A 17746-nucleotide genomic window follows, 5' to 3' on the forward strand; every position below is an offset into this window, starting at 1 on the left:
GAGCATCATGCCGATGTGGTTGCTAGCCCGCCACGGCCGCCTTCGTAGCCTGTTTGGCGTTCATCCACTCGCTTAGCCACGGCGCCCGGACGCTGGACGTGATCCGGCAGTCGGCCACAAAGGTTCCTTGAGCCCCGGCGTCGATCCAGTCCTGGAGCGCGGAAAGGTCGTCCAAGGATCGGATGATGGCAGACTCCGCACCCAGCGCGCGGGCGATGCCGCTGAAGTCCACCTCGGGGATCAGCATCGGCTTCTGGGTCAAGCCCTGGGAGCCGTACTGGTGGATTTCGGCTCCGTAGGCGGCATCGTTGTAGATCACCACGATGGCGCTGCCTGCTGCGCCGATCAGCGATTCGAGGTCGGACAGGCCCATCAGGAAACCGCCGTCGCCGGAGGCCAGCACCAGGGTGCGGCCGTCCTCTACAGCCCGGGCTGCCCCGACGGCGCTGGCCAGTCCCAGCCCGATGGATTGGAAGGCGGTCCCCACCATCACCAGGTCCTGGGGCCGCGGGATGTTCCAGTACATGGGTGCCCACCCGATGAAGTGCCCGCCGTCCTGGACCACGGTGCGGCGCTCCGGCAGCACGGCATCCAGTGCCGTGGCAAGGGCGCGCGGGTCCAGCCGGCCGTCCGGGGTTTGCTCGGAGCCTGGGTGGTGGGCCGGTCCTTCGACCAGGCGCCGGGTGGCTTCCGCGCGCCAGGCGTCCGCCGCAGCCTTTCCATCAAGCATCCCCAAGAGGCGTCCCGCGGCGGACTTCGCGTCCGCGCTCACGAAGAGATCCACCCTGGGGTTTGTCCGCTGCAGGGCGGTGTCGATCTGGATGACCGTGCTGTCCGGGCCGAGCAGGTGCCCGAACCGCAGGGTGAAGGGGCTCAGGCTCGCCCCGGCCACCAGGACCACATCGGCCTCGCCCATGAGCCCGGCCGCGGTGTCCGTGCCGAAGCCGCCGGCCACGCCGACGTACCCCTCGCCGTTGAGGAGGTTGAGCGCCAGGGCGGTTCCGGCGGTCAGTGCGCCGAGGCGGTCGGCGAGCTCGCGGAGCTCCGGGCCGGCGCCGGCGAGGTGCGCACCCCGGCCGGCCAGGATCAGCGGCCGCTTCGCCCCGGCGAGCAGGCGGGCTGCCTGCCCAAGGCCGCCGTCGACGTCATCCCTCACCTTAGGTGCGTGCGGCGCCGGGAGCTCCTGGTCCGCGGCCTCGAGGGCTGCGAGGTCATAGGGAATGGCAAGCACGACGGCGGTGCGCTGGGTGAGTGCGTACTCCACCGCCTGCCGGGTGACGGCGCCCGCGGCGTCGCGGGTGACAGTGAAGGTGACCGCGCCGAGGCCGGCGGCAATGGCTGCCTGGTCCACGTCCTGCGGCCGGGCGCCGCTGCTCGGAGCGTCCCCGGTGACCAGCACAACGGGGATCTGCGCCTGGACGGCCTCGGCCAGGGCGGTGAGCGCGTTGGTGTAGCCGGGGCCGTAGGTGGTGGTTCCCGCGGCGAGGCGTCCCGAGGCGCGGTAGTAGGCGTCGGCCGCGGCGATGGCGGCACCTTCGTGCCGTACGGGGGAGAAGCGGAGGCCGAGCTTCTCCGCGGCGTCCAGGAAGTAGACGTTGCCGTTGCCCATCACGCCGAAGACGTCGCTGACATAGCTGCTGAGAACCTCTGCCACGCGGCCGGAGACGGTAAGTGAAGTCATGCAGGAATCCTGTGGCCTGCATCTCAACTTTGCAATACCGCTCGATGCCACTGGGACTTTTGGCAGTAGAACGCGCTCGCAGCGACAATTTGCCCACTTGTGGTGCCCGTCACCTGGGGTTACTCCGAAGGGCGTGACTCCTGCTCCGAGAGCCGGCTGATGAGGCCGTCGTAGCGGGGCGGCATAAGTTCCAGGATGGAGATGGCGGTGCTGGTCCGCTCGATCCCGTCGATCTCCAGGATCTCGTTGGTGATGCGGTAGAGGTCGGCCGTGCCGCGGGCCACCACCTTGGCCATGAGGTCCGCATCCCCGGTGGTGGCGTGCACCTCAATGACCTCCGGGATGGCGGCGAGCCCGTTCTCAACCGAGCCGCTCCGCGTCTGACTGATCGAAAGGGCGAGGAAGGCCATCAGTTCGTATCCGAGCGCGGCGGGGTCCAGCCTGCGGCTGAAGGAGCGGAGGGCGCCGCTGCGTTCGAGCCGTGCCAGCCGGGCGTGGACGGTGTTGCGGGCGACGCCGAGTGTCCGCGAGAGTGCCAGGGCGCTGGCTTCCGGATCCTTATCGAGGGCCAGGATGATCCTGCCGTCGAGGGAATCGAGGGTGCGAGAGGTAGCGATGGTCATATTTTCACCAGACACTGTAGATGTTGAGCAGAAGTCCCAAGGAGTTGAGCGTATCTTGCCATGTGGGCCGAGTCACAACCATGATCGGTCCTCATGAGCCGTGATCAACTCCTGACCGCACCGGACACCGCGCTGCCCACCCTTCGTGGCGCTGTGGCCGGACTTCCGTCCTACGTTCCGGGCCGACGCAGCGCCGGCACGGACATCGCAGCCCTCGCCAGCAACGAAAGCCACTTCGAGCCACTGCCCGCGGCCACGGCCGCGGTGGCCGCGGCGGCCGGTACGATGAACCGCTACCCGGACAGTGCCGCCGTCGAACTCCGTGAACGGATTGCCCGGCACCTGGGCGTCACGGCCGGAGAGGTGGCGGTGGGGCCCGGCAGCGTGGGCGTTCTCCAGCAGATCATCACCGGACTGTGCGACGCCGGCGATGAGGTGATCTTCGCGTGGCGCTCGTTCGAGGCCTACCCCATCCTGGTGGAGCTGGCAGGTGCCCGGCCGGTTCGTATCCCGCTGGACGATGCTGAGGGCCACGACCTTGAGGCCATGGCCGCGGCCGTTAATGACCGCACCAGGGTGATCCTGCTCTGCACCCCCAACAATCCCACCGGCGTGCCGATCAGCCACGAACGCATTGAGGCCTTCCTGCAGGCTGTGCCGTCCAGCGTCCTGGTGGTGATCGATGAGGCGTACGTGGAATACGCCGACGCCGGCAGCGGCCCCGATTCCCTGGCGCTCTACCGCCGGTACCCGAACGTCTGCATCCTGCGCACCTTCTCCAAGGCGTACGGGCTTGCTGGCCTGCGCGTGGGATACGCCGTGGCGGCGCCGGCCATCGCCGAGGGGCTGCGCCGGACCGCCCTTCCCTTTTCCGTGAGCGCGCTGGCCCAGAAGGCGGCCATCGCGTCACTGGACGCCGGGGGAGAGATGGAAGCGCGGATCTCCCTATTGAAGGAGGAGTGCGCCCGGATGGCCGCCGAGTTGGAGGCTCAGGGCTGGAGGCTGCAGCCGAGCCAGGGCAACTTTCTGTGGATCCGCGCCGATGCGGAGCTGCTGGCGACGCTGGTGGACGCCTTCAACGGCGTGGGCATCATGGTCCGGGCCTACCAGGGCGACGGCGTGCGGATCACCGTTGCCGACCCCGCCTCCAACAACCGTGTGCTTAGGCTCCTTGCTGCCCACGCAGCCTGACCTTTTATCCCCAACAGTTCCACCTATAACCAAGAGGAATCCCATGGAACAACAGACAAAGACGTCTGCGCGCCCACTCGGCGCAGCCCTCTTCATCGGTTCCGGCGCGGGCATCCAGGCTGCCGGCCCGGCTGTGCCGATCTCCTACCTCGTGGCCGGCACCCTCATCATCCTGGTGATGTGGGCGCTCAGCGAGATGGCCGCCGCCAATCCGTGTTCATCGCGGTTCTCACCGCTGTGAACCTCAGCGTGAAAAACTTCGGCGAGTTCGAGTTCTGGTTCGCCCTGCTCAAGGTGGCGGCAATCGTAGGGTTCCTGCTGGTGGGCGCTGCCCTGCTCTTCGGCTGGCTGCCGGGCGTGCAGTCGCCGGGCCTGTCCAACTTCACCGGCGCCGGCTTTGCGCCCGCCGGTTTCGCAGGGATTGCCACGGCACTGTTCGTGGTGGCGTTCGCGTTCGGCGGCACCGAGATTGTGTCCGTGGCAGCAGCTGAGACCGCCGAGCCTGCCCGCAGTGTGCGGACAGCAGTACGCACGGTGCTGTGGCGCATCCTGGTCTTCTACATCGGTGCGATCTTCGTTATCGCTGCTGTGGTTCCCGTGGGCTCGGCGGGGCTGAGGATCCCGTTCGCCGCGGTGCTGGATGCGGCCGGCATGCCCGGTGCGGCCACCGCAATCACCATGGTGGCCGTCGTGGCACTGCTTTCCGCTCTCAACGCCAATCTCTACGGTGCGTCACGGATGGCGTACTCCCTGGCTGAGCGGGGTGAGGCACCGCGCCTGCTTGCCTCGGTGTCCAGGGCCCGGGTTCCGGTGGTCGCGGTCCTGGCCAGCGTCGCCTTCGGCGTTGTGACGGTTGTGCTGGAGCTGGCGTTCCCCGCGATGGTTATGCCCGTCCTGCTCAACATTGTGGGCTCGACCTGCTTGCTGGTGTGGACGTCCGCGCTCCTGGCCCAGCTCGCGCTGCGCCTCCGCGCCGACCGCGAACGAACGGAGCTTCCCCTGCGGATGCCCGGCTTCCCGTGGCTCACGTGCTGTGGACTGCTCATCCTCGCGGCGATCTTCACGGTGGGCTTCATCGGCGAGGATTCCCGTCCGCAGCTCTTGAGCACTTTCGGACTTGTGGCGCTTCTGGTGGCGGCGAACTGGCTCCACCATCGGAACCGGAAGGGTGCGCCGGTTGTTGAAGCCTCGGACGGTGCTAAGGAGCCGGTTCTTATCGACTGAATCAGGAGCAATGGACCACTTCGCGGGTTCGCAGCACACGAGGGGCGCGTCCGGCCTTAGCCGGGCGCGTCTTCGGCTTTTTTAGGTCCGATTCAGCGGCTGCAGCTCTTTCGCCGGTGATCAATTCGACGGGGAATATCAACCTGCACCTGAAGCCAGCTCATGACCTAGTTCGTCCCATTTATTCGGAACTAGTACGCTCGTTGGCTCAGGGAAGTCGAGCCTTCCAGAAGCTATGGATGATTCGCTTTTGCGTGCAAAATTCGATCGAGTTAGTTCCAGCGTTCTAGGTAGGAATCGACAGTCGGGGCACCCTTGGCTAGAGCCGTTCTCCATTCCAAGAGCTTCTCGATCTGCAGGCGACCGAGAACTACTACGGGATGCACGCCAGCCTGCTGGGCAACGGTCTGAATCCAGCCCTTTCGTATGACGTTAGGTGGCTTGGGAAGGCCGCCAGGTATTTGCCATTCCCCTGCCTGCCGATCGGCCTCTTGCTCCTGCGGCTCGTCGGCCTGGCCCGCACCTTCATCGATGAATAACTGGTCGGTAGAGACATGTCCGAGGACAATGTGCGCCACTTCGTGAAGCAACGTGAATAGGACCCCGTCCAAGCGTTTGCCGCGGCCCGATAGAGCAATAACTGGCTGCTCAGGGTCGTCATCGAGTAAGAAGGAAGCCCCGTTTAGCTTGCTTCCGGGGAAGGCTTCAATGTAAACGAGGCGTAAGCCAACGGCGGCGAATCGCTCAGGCAGACCTTGAAACTCTTCAGGGTCGGCGACAATTCGAGACAGCTCAGCGGCCAGTTGCCTAAGCTTGTTTTTGTCGTACTTGGCAGCCTTTACACGCTGGGCTTTCTTGCGCGCACAGGCCAACCATGCCTTCTGCGTCGGCGTTGGTCCTTCGTCTCGGTTCGACCGACGAGCGGCCGCTAGAAACTTCGGAGTCTCATCCAGGCCACGAATTTGGAAAAGCTCCAAGATCTGAGCTTCCTGCTCGGCCAACGTGTCACCCGTTATCAAGTTGCGCTTACGCAACAATGTAACTGGGGCCAGTTTGTTCATCCGAGCACGTCGACGAACATCGTCCAGCTCTTTGCGGCTCTCTGTGTTTTGCGCTTGGCTCCACAGGAGATACACATTCTGGAGATTCAACCAGTACTCGGGAGGTGTATCGAGAGCAGCGCCGATCTGCGCGGCTGACTCTCTGGTGATCTCCTTCTTACCGGCGATGATTTCTGAAACGAACTGCGCCGGACGTCCAAGGATCTGAGCGAAGTCGTTTTGGGACCAATGGCGCGCTTCGAGCTCCTCGGCGAGGAAATCTCCTGGTGGAAACGCTTCAGCGAGCTGCCGTGCCATGAGTACTACTCCTCTGCTGGTAGGCGGCGGGTTCGGTCCCCAGGATGACGAGCCGCTTGTTGTCATCAGGATGGAAGTTAAATATGAGTCTGTACTGCATCTGAATCCGTATGGAATAAAGGCTCTTGGGACCGTCGCTCAGCTTTTCAACGTGAAGAGCTTTGAGCCCGCAAAGGTTCTGTTCACTTACATCACTGACAAGGGCCATCAGCTGCTGGATGCGTCGCCGAAAGGCCTTTGAAACACTTGGGGTCCACCGCGAGGTGATATGGGTCGACACGTAGGCAAGGAGTTCAAGATCCTCGTCCTCGAAATCAACTTGCATTCTGTAAGCCGCCTTCACCCTTGGTGTGAATAGAGCTTACAGGAGGGCGGTGTTAGGGCATGACAACAGAATACACCTTTACCTCGCACTAATACTTCAACGCAGGGCAAAAATCTCGTGCGACAGCTTCATGGTTGCGCTGATTCGCCATGTCGAGTACGTTAGTTTTGTGCAACAGGCACAAAAAGAGCGGACCCGCTCGAACGGGCCCGCTCTGTAACTCGAGGTGAGAACCGCAAGTTTCCATGATTAGTGGTAACAGCGATTCTAACGGAGGCATCAGTTGCCACAAAGGCGACCCTCCTACCTCGGTCAAGTGTTCTTTAGGAGGACACCCATGACTACCCCCATTACAACTGACCTCGTTGTTTACAGTCAGGGCATCAACATCGACATCGAGTCCATCGCCCCCACCAGGGGATTCGAAGCTGAGGCATACGATGTTGCGAACATGACCATCACGGCCACCGTCGAATCGCCCACTGAGGCGACGTACCGCTTGGTTCTCGCCGCTGACATCGAGGCCGGCACATCTGCCATCGCCCGCGTTGTTTCCGGCACTAAGGACAACTTCAAGAGTCCGGCGGAGTTCAAACGCATCACAAAGAAGGACGCAGAGATCATCCGTCCAATCCTGGCCAAGGCCGGAATTGCGCTCGATCCGGCAATTGATGAAAAGAAGCAGCTCGAGGCACACGCTGCCCAGTACAAGGTCGCGGACCTGAAGGTCCCAGCGGGCCGGCAGGTACTGAGGATCCACGCCAGCCAGAGGCTCCTGCCTGTAGGCGGGGACCCGCGAAAGTACCGCTTCGTCATGTACGCGCCTCAGCTGAGCCTGGCTCCCGCCGGCAACGTCCGGCTCGGGGCAACCGTCATCTTCCCGCTGGACTTCAACGGCATGATCGACACTCCGCTCGTGGAAGCCATGCCCAACCAGCCGACCGCAAATGTGATCGCGGGCAGCGAGGCGCCTGTGCTCGTAGGAGCTCAGAAAGCCTACGGATGGGCTTTCCAAGCCGACCCCAAAATCACCTTCACATACGCCTACGCTGCATAAGCTGAAGGAAGGCGGGTTTCGGTCCGTAACGGGACAGCCGTCCCCAGGACAACTGGGGCGGCTTTCCTCGTTTCACTAGGAATTCAGTTGCGGTCGACAATACCCAAGCTCGCCGATTCCGGCCATATTCGAGCCGGCCACAACTTCTCGTCCTTGGAGTATCTGCATCGTTCACTTCGCCAATGGCAAGGTCAATTTTCGGGACGTGCCAATAATGGTGTCTCAATCCGACGTAACAGAAGCGTTCGACTTTGCTGCAGCGGAGGGCGAGTCATACGCAGGTGACCTGTCTCTAGCCTTTGGGCAATGGATTTAGGAAAGACCTCCGATGGAAGTGGACTTGTCCAAGTGGAAATTTCTCCATCGGAGGTCTTCGCATGCGACCCAGCGTGCTGCATGAAAACAACATGGGCTCGCCTGTGAAACTCCGAGGGCGTGGCCTGGCGAGCGCCGTTGGAGCGGCCCGCGCCCTGGTGCTGGACTCGGGCACAGTACGGTTCGCAAGGCCTGACCGAAAAGCCCATGCTGATCCCCGAGGTGGACTTCGATGGTGTTGCGCGGGCGCTGGGTGCCGAGTCTGCTGTTATCCGGTCTCTGTCTCACCATCTGCGCTGCAGGAGTGATAGATGCCGGAGCTCACGGGACGTTCGTGGCCGACTGCCGGATCACGTCCACCGTGCGGGCGGCGTGGCTGACGGAGCGCCTGAGCGCGTCCCAGGCAGCGACGGCGGCAGTCGCGGGATAGCTTGCCCAGTCCGATCCTCTGGTAAGCGGTGCCCACCATCACCAAGTCCTGCGGCCGGAGGATGTTCCAGTACATGGGCACCCAGCCGATGAAGTGCCCGCCGTCCTGGACCACTGTGCGGCGCTCCGGCAGCACGGCATCCAGCGCCGCGGCCAGGGCACGTGGGGCCAGCCGGCCGTCCGCAGTCTCAGCAGACCCAACAGAATGGCCCGGCCAACAGTCGGCTGATGGTTGTTGTTAGCCGGCCCTCAGCTCTGTGCAGGGAATGAAGGGCCTCCAGGTTCCGCCCGGCCGATCCTGTCGCCCCAGGAGCAATGGAACCGCATCGACTGCTCTTCCGGATGACCAGTTCCAGGTGCGCGGCCACGGCCGGGGATGCCGCCCGCCTGTGGAGGGCGCCATGGCAATGATCGGGGTTGAGGTTCTGCCGACGCTGTGCACTACTCGGATCGGGGGTGGTACGACCACGCACACGCCGAAGCACTCTCGCTTTCGGTCTTCGCCGTATGTCAGCTAGATACTGGACGGATCTGTAGGCGGTTGCAGATGAATCCGATCCGGATCACCGATGAAGCAATAGAAGGCAGACTCCGGAACATAATCGTGCTTCAGCCAGTTTGTAACGCGATCCTTGTCCCCGAAACCGTCGGCGATTTCTAACAATCGGGCTTCCGTATCACCGTAGACGTTCCCGCGACGGAGTCGCTTCGTTGAACCTCCGAGCTTGAATAGTTCGTGCGGTGAGGGACCCCCGGCAGGAGGTCGAGTCATGAACCACTCTTCAAACATCGGATGTCCAGACGTTACATCGTGGACAGCGTTACTCGTCTGAACGCGATGCCATACTTCGCGGACCGACTTATGGTCCGCTCGGCCGGCCAGAACTTCGATCATGTAGACGAAAAAGCGCTGCATCAACACCGCGTTGTGTACTACGTTGACGGGCACCAGTGTCCCTAGCACGGCGATGGCGCCTTCGCGCAGAAGAAGATCTGTAATCGTAACGGCGCCGGTCCCTCTCGGCGCCACGTGGCAGGCGCTCAAAATGACCAACGGCGGCAGCGGACCAAGGTCTACGCCGAATGAGAATCCTTTTCCGACTTGAATGCCCGCCACATTCTGCGCGGGGTTGTAAAAGCCGTGGGCACTAATTACCAGAACGTCTGGTTGGTGCTCTGCGATCGCATCTCTTAAATCATCAACGGATAAGGTCATTTGGTATGTCATTGATGATCGAGGATCGTCCCGGGAGAACATTTCGGAGACCGCTCCCCAAGCCCGTCGAGATGCTTGGCCGACCGGATCCTCGGCAACAATGCACTCGGCCACTAGCACCTTGAACCCCTGGCCAAGCTGCGCGTTGCGTCGTGGCAACAAAGCATTCGGGACCGATCTGGTCAAGGGCACGAGCGGCCGGTACGAAACGGGCATCAAACATGAGAGCGGGTCAGATGACCCCGGCGGAGTGCTGAGTCCGATGGGGAAACTTCCGATGATGGTGAGAGCGGAGGCCCGCATCAGGTTGTTCGCTAAGGGGTCTTCCCAAACTGGCTGTATTGCCTTGTTCAGCTGTTTTAGCAGTTTGCGGACAGCCAACGGACGCGCGGTTTGGCCACGCTTTGCAAGGTCGGCACAGTGCTGCTCTAACGCAGCCAGGGCTGTGAATGCTTTTGGCGGAACGGCAGGCATCGTTATCCCCAAGGAGTCGTCAGCGATCGCTTGATGCGCAACCAATAGTGCGATGACCGAGGACTCGATGTCAGAATCGGAGGCATCTTGGTAGCGTTCAGGCCAAACTAAGATTGATGGGCGAACCGGGGCCGCGACGGGAGTATCCTCGTGTTTCAGTTGGTACAGGCGCCGCTGCTTTGGGGACACTCCCGGAAGACCGATCGTGAGTGGGCGCCGCAGCCGCTGCGCTGCGGCTTCCCACTCCGACGGCAATCGATCCTCTGCCATTGGGACATTCTCGGAGTCGAGCTGAGCGAGTGCAGCGACGAATGCTTGAATTCTCCAGGCCTCAAGAACCATGCTCTCTGGATCTGTCGGCAGCTCCACGTTCTTGTTGCCGACTTGTCGTAGGAGGCGACGCATGGGCAGTTCGATTCCCCCGGTTTCCAATGCCGTTACAGGTTCGATGCCGGTTTTGCGCAGTCCTGCCGAGACAGAAGCAGACTGGTTCTCGGCGATGGTCTTCCAATGGGTCCGTAACGAAATGGTCGAAAGCTCAGAGAATACGGCCGGGGACAGGCTGAAACCAAGATCACGGCCCAATCGAGCCAGCTCCGCTTGCTCATCGTCAGGACCTATCAGCAGGGTGCGAGACCATTCTTTCGGAATCCCTGTCACCGCTCGGCGCACTAAACCCATTGGCACTAGCAGTATGTTGTGCGCGAACGCTGCCTCCTGCAGCCAAGGCAGGTACTTAATTCGAATATCAACGATGTCATGAGGACTCTTGGGCAGATGAAGACAATACCAAAGAGCCGGAAGCGCTGGAACGATCTCTCGGGATAGTAGCTGCGGTCGCGTACCGCCCTCGCCTGATTGCTCCCAATCAGTAGTGATGGGGCTATAAGCGGCATCCGAAGCGTCCTCCGAGGAGAACGCCACCACGTAGAGGATTGGTTCGCTCATCTAAAATTCTGCTCCAAAGTCCGCGCCTCCCTTGACGGTTGTGGGCACTATTCTTGCATCTCGCCAGGTGCGGCCAGAGTGTCGCAATCATGCCTTCTATTCCTCTTGGGTAACTTTGTATAACCGCGCTCAGGGAGAACACGTACGTGCTTAGATTGGCTCTCGGAACAGTCCGGTCTGATCAACAGCAGTGCTATACATAGGAAGGTCGGTTGGCATGGTCGGCGTTCAACATCTCTCGATGCGGGTCCCGTGGCGGGATCGGGCGTGGGACGACCGTGTTTGTGACTCGCCGTTGGGGAACTCTTCCTGCACCCTACTTGCGAATATCGGTACCCGACGTGACGATGTCTACGAACAGGCCAATGCGGGTTCGACCATTACCTCCCTGGACACCAGCAGGCTGCCTTGCCTTAGCGAGCGGGCGACCTTCATGTCACCGACCGGCTATCGGGTCATCAAGACCCATCCCTACGGCAACAATCGTGCCCTCAAAGGAACTCTGCACCCGACACCCGTTGAGGTCCCGGGCTACGCGTTTGAAGCGGTGCCATTCCGGTGGCTGAACCGAAGCTCCCTATATGAAGAGGTGGATGTAAGACGGGTCCGAGGTTTTAACCCGGACGCCGAGAGCGCCGCCGATGACGCGTTGGGCTGGAACGACGCAGCGTGGGTAATGGATGGAGAAAACCAGCAGGCGGTCATCCGGGAGTTCTTCGACCCGGTCGTGGCTGACGACTCCTTGGTGCTCATGTACCTCAAGCACTCACCGTTCCAAGAAGGGGATCTCACAGGACGGCTCCTTGTCGGCGCCGCGCGGATAACCCAGGTCATGCAGCCACCGATATGGCGGCAGAGCGGGCACCCGCCTTTCAACTCCTCGATGTGGGAGACCATCGTGACGCACAGCCTGCGCCCAGACATGATCGACGGGATCCTCCTGCCGTACCAGGAGCTGGTGCCACTCCTGGACGCGGGCACCGACGTCTCCGCAGCATTGGCATGGGCACCTGAGGGCCGCGACATCGAATTCTCATACGTCACGGAACATGTCAGTGACGACGCGGCAATCCAGGCCCTCACTAGTCTTTTGGCGGCAGGCAGAGCCTGCCAGGATCTCGGTGTAGCGTTGCCGGACACGGCCCTGGCATGGGTTGAAGCTCAGCTCGAGCGGCTGTGGCAGTTGCGTGGGCCTGTCCCTGGCTTGGCCGCGGTGCTGGGACATCTCGGTGTCGAACGACCTCACGTGGCAGCACGCGCGGTTGTGGCGGCATGCGATGACAGTGCCGACCCATGGGAATATCTTGCCGCGGGATTTGCTGATTGTGCGCATTTCTGTGCCGCCGTGCAGGGTGTTCTCGGACCATCGATCGGACGAATCTGGAATGGGCAGGATCAAGAGACACAAGAGGCTCTCAGGCTCCTGTCGGCCATGGACATCAGTCAGGTTCAGGTGACAGCTCTAATGAAGGGCGACACGGCGGTCTCCTTGACGATCGAGGAGTTGCTGGGAAACCCGTACTGGGCCTCGATCTGCACCTACGGACGGGACGAACACGTTCCGTTCACCACCGTCGACCGGGCCTGTTTTCCCCCTGCCCATGTCACTTGGCGAACGCCACTTCCGGATGTGGCCCGCATGGATGACAACCTCGACCGTCGACGCATCGAGGCGCTGTTGATCGATGTTCTGGAGGGCCGCGCCATTCATGGCGACACGCTGCTCCCGCAAGGTGAGGCCCTCGACGTCGCTGCCGAATATGAACTGACCCAACCGCCCCGACTCTCTGCAGTCGTGCTCAAGGGCCTCGGTCTGGATCATGCATCGCTGCGGAACATGCAGGACGCAGGGGTATGGTCGCCACTACTTGCCGTTGATCTTGCGGACGGCACCGCCGGGCTGAAGTGCCTGCGCCATGATGACATCTCCTACATTATCCGTGCATGGGTCGAAGAGCAGCGAGCCAAACCCGCTTACGGCGAATTAGTCACCGCCCGCGAGTTGCTGGATCGATCGCTAGACGAAACTATCGCCAGGTCGCCAACCAGCGGACCCGACGCAACCGAAGAACGGGCCCGAGCCGAGAAGGCCGCTGGGCTTTCCCAGATTTTCTCTTCACCGCTGAGCGTGCTGATCGGCCCCGCAGGCACCGGCAAGACGACGCTGTTGCGTGCTCTCGTAGGGCTCGACGGGATCGTCAACGGATCTGTCATCCTACTTGCACCCACCGGTAAGGCCCGCGTCCAGTTGCAGACCAAGGTTGGGCATCCCGCCAAGACCTTGGCCAGCTTCCTGGCACGTTCCGGCCGGTGGGACGGCGTGCGATACCGTGCGACTGAAGACGTCCGCACCCGCGTTCAGGCGGATCTCGTCGTCATCGACGAGGCCTCGATGCTCACCGAGGAGATGCTGGCGGCAACTTTGGATGCCGTCCGCGAGGTCAAACGGATCATCCTTGTCGGCGATCCGCGCCAGCTCCCGCCGATTGGTCCGGGGCGCCCGTTCGTTGACCTAGTGACCGAGTTGCGCCCTAACGAATTCTCCGGTGCTGGGCGTGTGGCCGCCGGGTACGTGGAGCTGACGGTCACCAGGCGTCAGTTGCCCGATGGCAGCGACGGAGTCAGGCAAGACCTACAGCTTGCGAGCTGGTTCGGGGACCGCTCGGGCGGCGCCGACGATTCCATCTGGGAAGATCTGCGGCAGGATCCCTCAACGCCCACCGTCACCTACGAACCTTGGGGAGGCCGCACCGCGGTCGAGGCCTTGACAGATGCGCTACAACGCTTCCTTCCGGCTCTCGCCAATAACGATGACCCAGAGCGCGCGTTCGCGTTAACCTACGGCGGTACGGAAAACGGTCAGTACCTGAACTGGGAACTCGGGGCAGGGAAACACGCAGAAGAATGGCAGATCCTGTCTCCAACCCGTTCTAGAGCGTTCGGCGTCACCGAACTGAACCGCCACCTGAAGCGCACCTACCGTACGACGGATCTTAGCTACGCCAAGCAATATGGACGGTCAAACGTCCCGCGCCCGATCGGACCCGAGCAGATTACCCGCGGCGACAAGGTTATGCAGACCCGCAACTCCCTGATGAGAGGGTGGACGCGCGACCAAACCGTTGAAAAACTGGACTATGTCGCCAACGGTGAGATCGGTGTCGCGATCGGCCGTCTCGTCCCCGCGGCCCAGCGACCAAAGAACTCCCTGCAACTGGGCGTGGAGTTTTCTTCCCAACCTGCCGTCACGTACTCGTACTGGCCTTCTTCGACCGATGACCCGCCGCTGGAGTTAGCGTGGGCCGTTACGGTACACAAGTCGCAGGGATCAGAGTTCGGCACCACATTCCTTGTGCTGCCTGCGCGCACCAATATCTCTCGCGAGCTCATGTACACGGCGCTCACCCGGCAACGCGACCACGTAGTGATCCTCCACGAAGGAACGCTCGAGGATCTTCGCGAGCTAGCCAATCCCTGGCGATCAGAGACTTCTCGGCGCCTCACGGACCTATTTGCCCCACCCCAGCCGGTCACACTTAAAGTTCGAGGGGAATCGCGCCGATTCGAACGAAAGCTGATGCATGTAACGGCGAACGGCGTCCCGGTAGCTAGCAAGAACGAGGTCATCGTCGCTGCGATCCTCGACGAACTCGTGCCCGGCCATTGGGAGTACGAGAAGCCACTCACAGGCACCGACGGCCGAACCGTCCTACCAGACTTCACGATCACCCTCCCGGACGGACGAACAATTTACTGGGAACATGCCGGCATGCTCGACCTGCCCGCATACGCCCGCAAGTGGTCACTTAAGCAACAGTGGTACGCCGACCAAGGCATCGCATCACACGATAACGGAGGCGGAACAAAAGGGATCCTGATGTGGACCGACGACCGCGACGGTGCGGATGCCCAGGCGTGGAAGAACCTCGCCTCGGCCATCTTTGGGACGATCCTGCCCACCCACCAGCCGCAGGGGACCGACGGACCTCGTGGCCGCCGCGCAGCAAGAAAGCTCACTCCAGCCAGGCCTCAATCGAAACCGTGACGAGCGGAGCAGACGTAGTCGAGGCATGTGTGTTGGCCGCTGACGAATTGAGAGTTTAGGAGCGCAGGAACAGTCGTTAACCGGCCCTTCGCTCGAGGCATGCTTCGTCTGTTGAATTCGGCAGTGCCGGTGGCGGGCGCTGGACGTAAGTAGCCTCTGAGTCGGTAATTGGTGAAGTTTCGGAAACCCCGAGCCGTTCTGCGGGTTTCGATGACGCGCGTGATTCCTTCGGGCCGTTTGATGCGCCCTAGGTGTACTCAGCCAGCAGGTTGGTTGCATCTGCTGATGGGTGGTCGTCCTTCGAGGGCTGCGTGGTTTCGGCGGTGGTTGTAGAAGTTTAGCCAGCCGGTCAGTGCCTGTGTTCGGTGGTTGCTGGAGTCGTAGGCGTTCTTGTAGGCCCAGCCTTCTTGCAAGGTGCGGTTGAATCGTTCGGCTTTGCCGTTTTGCCACGGGCTGCGGGGCTTTGTGCGCCGGTGTTTGGCGCCGAGGTCCTTCATGACGGTCGCGAAGGCTGTTGACCGGATGTAGGCCAGGGCGTTATCGGTCATGACTTCTTGAACGGGTGCCCCGTTCGCGGCCATGAACGCTGCGGCGTTGGCCAGAAACGCTGCGCAGGTCGGGCCCTTTTCGTCCGGGAGGACCTCGACATAGGCCAGGCGTGAGTGGTCGTCGACGGCCACGTGGACAAAGTCGTAGCCGAGTCCGCGGCCTTTCACGGCTTCAGACCGGCCATGAACACGCCAGCCGCCGCCGGCTGGGATTCTCCCGAGTTTCTTCACGTCAATGTGGAGCAGTTCAACGGCGGTGTCGCGTTCGTAGCGGTGGTCGGTAGCCCGGCCTGCCCTGATGCGTTCGCCGCTGATCGGGTCCAGCTCCCACAACCGGGCCCTCGCGGTGCTCGGCACGAGCTGCGAGGACCTCATCGATCTTCCTCGCGGGGGTGGCGTGCGGGCAGGAACGCGGACGTGAAGACCTGTCTTCCATCCCGTCCCAGCCGTGCTCCAGATAACGTCGGAACCACCGGTGGGCGCAGGTCCGGGAGACACCCATTTCCTTCGCCACGTGGGCCAGGGGGCGGCCCTCCAGAACACGCTGGACAAGGATGCCTCTACCGGCAGGAGTCAGACGGGCATTACGGTGGACCATGAAGACCTCTTAGTCGTTCGGTGTGTGTGGTAACCACCAACCTAAGAGGTCTTCACCCTTTTACGATGTAACCAACGTCCTGGCTGAGTACACCTGATATGTAGAGGATTCTTGTCAAGAGGGCAAGGGTGAGCGGCCCACGGCTGGTTGTCGTGGGCCGCTCGTTTTGTGTTCGTTCGGGGTCCTGTTCCGGGGTGGCTGGCGCGTCTTGATCGACGGCGCTGTCAGACTGATATGCGCGGGTTGGTTACCGCAGGACGAGGTGTTCGGCTGGAGGGGTGCCGGTGGTCTAGCAATGTCGGGCGTCACCGGTTGGTCGCCGGTTGTCCATAGGTGTATCGCGGGTCTCCTCCACGCTGCCGAGCCATCGAGCCCAGGCCGGGAACGGCACACATCTACTCATCCGTCCATGGCTGTTCCTGTTGGATTGCTGCGGCGAGGGACCAGCACCAGCCGGCCAGTTCCCTCGCGACGGCGACGTTGGCGATGACCCTGCGTTTGTGTCGGGCTTCGAACTGGTCCCACGTGCGGTGCAAACGGTGATTGCCTTGGTGGCCGCGGGCCCGGGAAGCTTCGTCGGCCGCGTTCCAGCGGGAACGCATGTCGCGGCTGACGTTGTTGTAGGGCCGACGGTGGTGCCAGGCGGCCTCGACCAGCAGGCGGCGGGCGTGGGTGTTGCCGGTCTTGGTGATCCCGCCCTGGGACCGGGAAGCACCGGAGGAATGCTCGGAAGGGACCAGGCCCAGATACGAGCCGATAGTGCTGCCGCTGAAGCGGGTCCAGTCACCGATCTCCACTGCCAGACCGAAAGCCGTCAGCACCGAGATTTCTCTCAAACACATCAGCGCCCGGACCACCGGGGCGTAGCGGTCAGTGAGGGCCAGGGCGGTGATCTTCGCGTCCAAACGGTTCCTGCGGTCCAGTGTCAGTTCCGCCGCTTCAAGGCTGGACTCGTAGGCGGCCTGCAGCGCAGGGTTATCGAAGTGTTGCCGGCGCAGCCAGGTGTGGTGGGCGTCGGTCCAGGCATTGTTCCCGGAGTAAACCAGTCCGTGGCGAAGGAGAAGCTTCGAGATCCGATGCCTGGCCCGCATCAGGTCTGCCCGGACGTCCTCACGGGCACGGACGAGATCCCTGGCTGCTTCATCGGCGTTTTCAGGAACCCGCACGGGCGTGATCTGTCCAAGTAGCGCCAGCCGGGCAAGATGCTCAGCATCCCGGGCATCTGTTTTCACCCGGTCCCCGGAAGGCCTTTGCAGCTTAGACGGCGCTGCAACCAAGCACTCGATCCCTGCAGCGGCCAGCCGCCGAGCCAATCCGAAACCGGTCGGGCCTGCCTCATAAACGACAAGGACAGGACCACGCAAACCCGAAACCCACTCCAAAACCCCGGACTCGCTGCCGGCCAGGCTCTGACGGAGGATTTCACCGGTTTCCTGGTCTATCGCGCAGCCCTTCACACTGTGGGCATGGACATCCAAACCGACGTAAGTACGCTTATTCATGGCTGGAACCTCCAGACGTTCAAATGTGGCTCTGCCAGTTCACACCCCGCACCTGCGTGCGGAAAGAGCCGACCGGCAACCCACGAACCTCTTTGAACCCCGAGGTTCCAGTCGGGACTGCTGAAGGTTTAGTTGACAGCTGGGGTTGATAATTTCTTACGCGGCTGAGGCCGCGTTTTTTATTGTCTCAAACTCGATGGGTGTCAGCCGGC

At 62.1% G+C, this 17746-nt stretch carries 9 protein-coding genes and 3 pseudogenes; 4 read left to right on the forward strand and 8 right to left on the reverse strand.

Translation table 11 applies throughout. The annotated features are described in order from the left end of the window. Positions 1-22: 22 nt before the first annotated feature. Positions 23-1681, reverse strand: coding sequence for a thiamine pyrophosphate-binding protein (locus PSET11_RS04855; protein ID WP_124090992.1), 1659 nt, complete (start codon positions 1679-1681; stop codon positions 23-25). 119 nt (positions 1682-1800) lie between these two features. After that, entirely contained in the window at positions 1801-2304 is a 504-nt protein-coding gene (locus PSET11_RS04860; protein ID WP_124090993.1) for an Lrp/AsnC family transcriptional regulator, read from the reverse strand. Positions 2305-2397: 93 nt separating this feature from the next. On the opposite strand from PSET11_RS04860, the gene hisC reads away from it, so the two are divergent. Further along, on the forward strand, positions 2398-3495 hold the full coding sequence (hisC, locus tag PSET11_RS04865; protein ID WP_124090994.1) for a histidinol-phosphate transaminase: 1098 nt from the start codon (positions 2398-2400) through the stop codon (positions 3493-3495). Between the two features lie 43 nt (positions 3496-3538). Next, positions 3539-4719: pseudogene (locus PSET11_RS04870) on the forward strand (amino acid permease). A 272-nt stretch (positions 4720-4991) separates the two neighbouring features. Here PSET11_RS04870 and PSET11_RS04875 read toward each other — a convergent pair. Beyond that, the gene (locus PSET11_RS04875) at positions 4992-6077 is read right to left on the reverse strand and encodes an ImmA/IrrE family metallo-endopeptidase (RefSeq protein ID WP_124090995.1); all 1086 of its coding nucleotides are present in this window, start codon (positions 6075-6077) and stop codon (positions 4992-4994) included. After that, a complete protein-coding gene (locus PSET11_RS04880) occupies positions 6058-6402 on the reverse strand; it encodes a type II toxin-antitoxin system RelE/ParE family toxin (protein WP_050686449.1) in 345 nt (114 codons plus the stop codon). Before PSET11_RS04880 ends, PSET11_RS04875 begins: the two co-directional genes overlap by 20 nt. A gap of 337 nt (positions 6403-6739) precedes the next feature. Here PSET11_RS04880 and PSET11_RS04885 point away from each other — a divergent pair, with 337 nt between their 5' ends. Beyond that, positions 6740-7459 (forward strand): hypothetical protein, encoded by a 720-nt coding sequence (locus tag PSET11_RS04885; protein WP_050686450.1) that lies wholly within the window; start codon positions 6740-6742, stop codon positions 7457-7459. A gap of 739 nt (positions 7460-8198) precedes the next feature. On the opposite strand, the pseudogene PSET11_RS04895 reads toward PSET11_RS04885, so the two are convergent. Together PSET11_RS04895 and PSET11_RS04900 are read right to left on the reverse strand one after the other, a co-directional pair. Further along, positions 8199-8417: pseudogene (locus PSET11_RS04895) on the reverse strand (thiamine pyrophosphate-binding protein); the annotation flags it as partial. 300 nt (positions 8418-8717) lie between these two features. Further along, on the reverse strand, positions 8718-10841 hold the full coding sequence (locus tag PSET11_RS04900; protein WP_124090996.1) for a CHAT domain-containing protein: 2124 nt from the start codon (positions 10839-10841) through the stop codon (positions 8718-8720). Positions 10842-11274: 433 nt separating this feature from the next. On the opposite strand from PSET11_RS04900, the gene PSET11_RS04905 reads away from it, so the two are divergent. Beyond that, complete coding sequence (locus tag PSET11_RS04905; RefSeq protein WP_203415908.1) at positions 11275-14886, forward strand: AAA family ATPase; 3612 nt, start codon at positions 11275-11277, stop codon at positions 14884-14886. Between the two features lie 257 nt (positions 14887-15143). Here the strand turns inward: PSET11_RS04905 and PSET11_RS04910 are convergent. Together PSET11_RS04910 and PSET11_RS04915 are read right to left on the reverse strand one after the other, a co-directional pair. Then, positions 15144-16032, reverse strand: a pseudogene (locus PSET11_RS04910) (integrase core domain-containing protein). 395 nt (positions 16033-16427) lie between these two features. Next, a complete protein-coding gene (locus PSET11_RS04915) occupies positions 16428-17534 on the reverse strand; it encodes an IS110 family RNA-guided transposase (protein WP_124090998.1) in 1107 nt (368 codons plus the stop codon). Between the last annotated feature and the right edge of the window lie 212 nt (positions 17535-17746).

The sequence above is a fragment of the Arthrobacter ulcerisalmonis genome (assembly GCF_900609065.1).
In the GTDB taxonomy this organism is placed as follows: Bacteria; Actinomycetota; Actinomycetes; order Actinomycetales; family Micrococcaceae; genus Arthrobacter; species Arthrobacter ulcerisalmonis.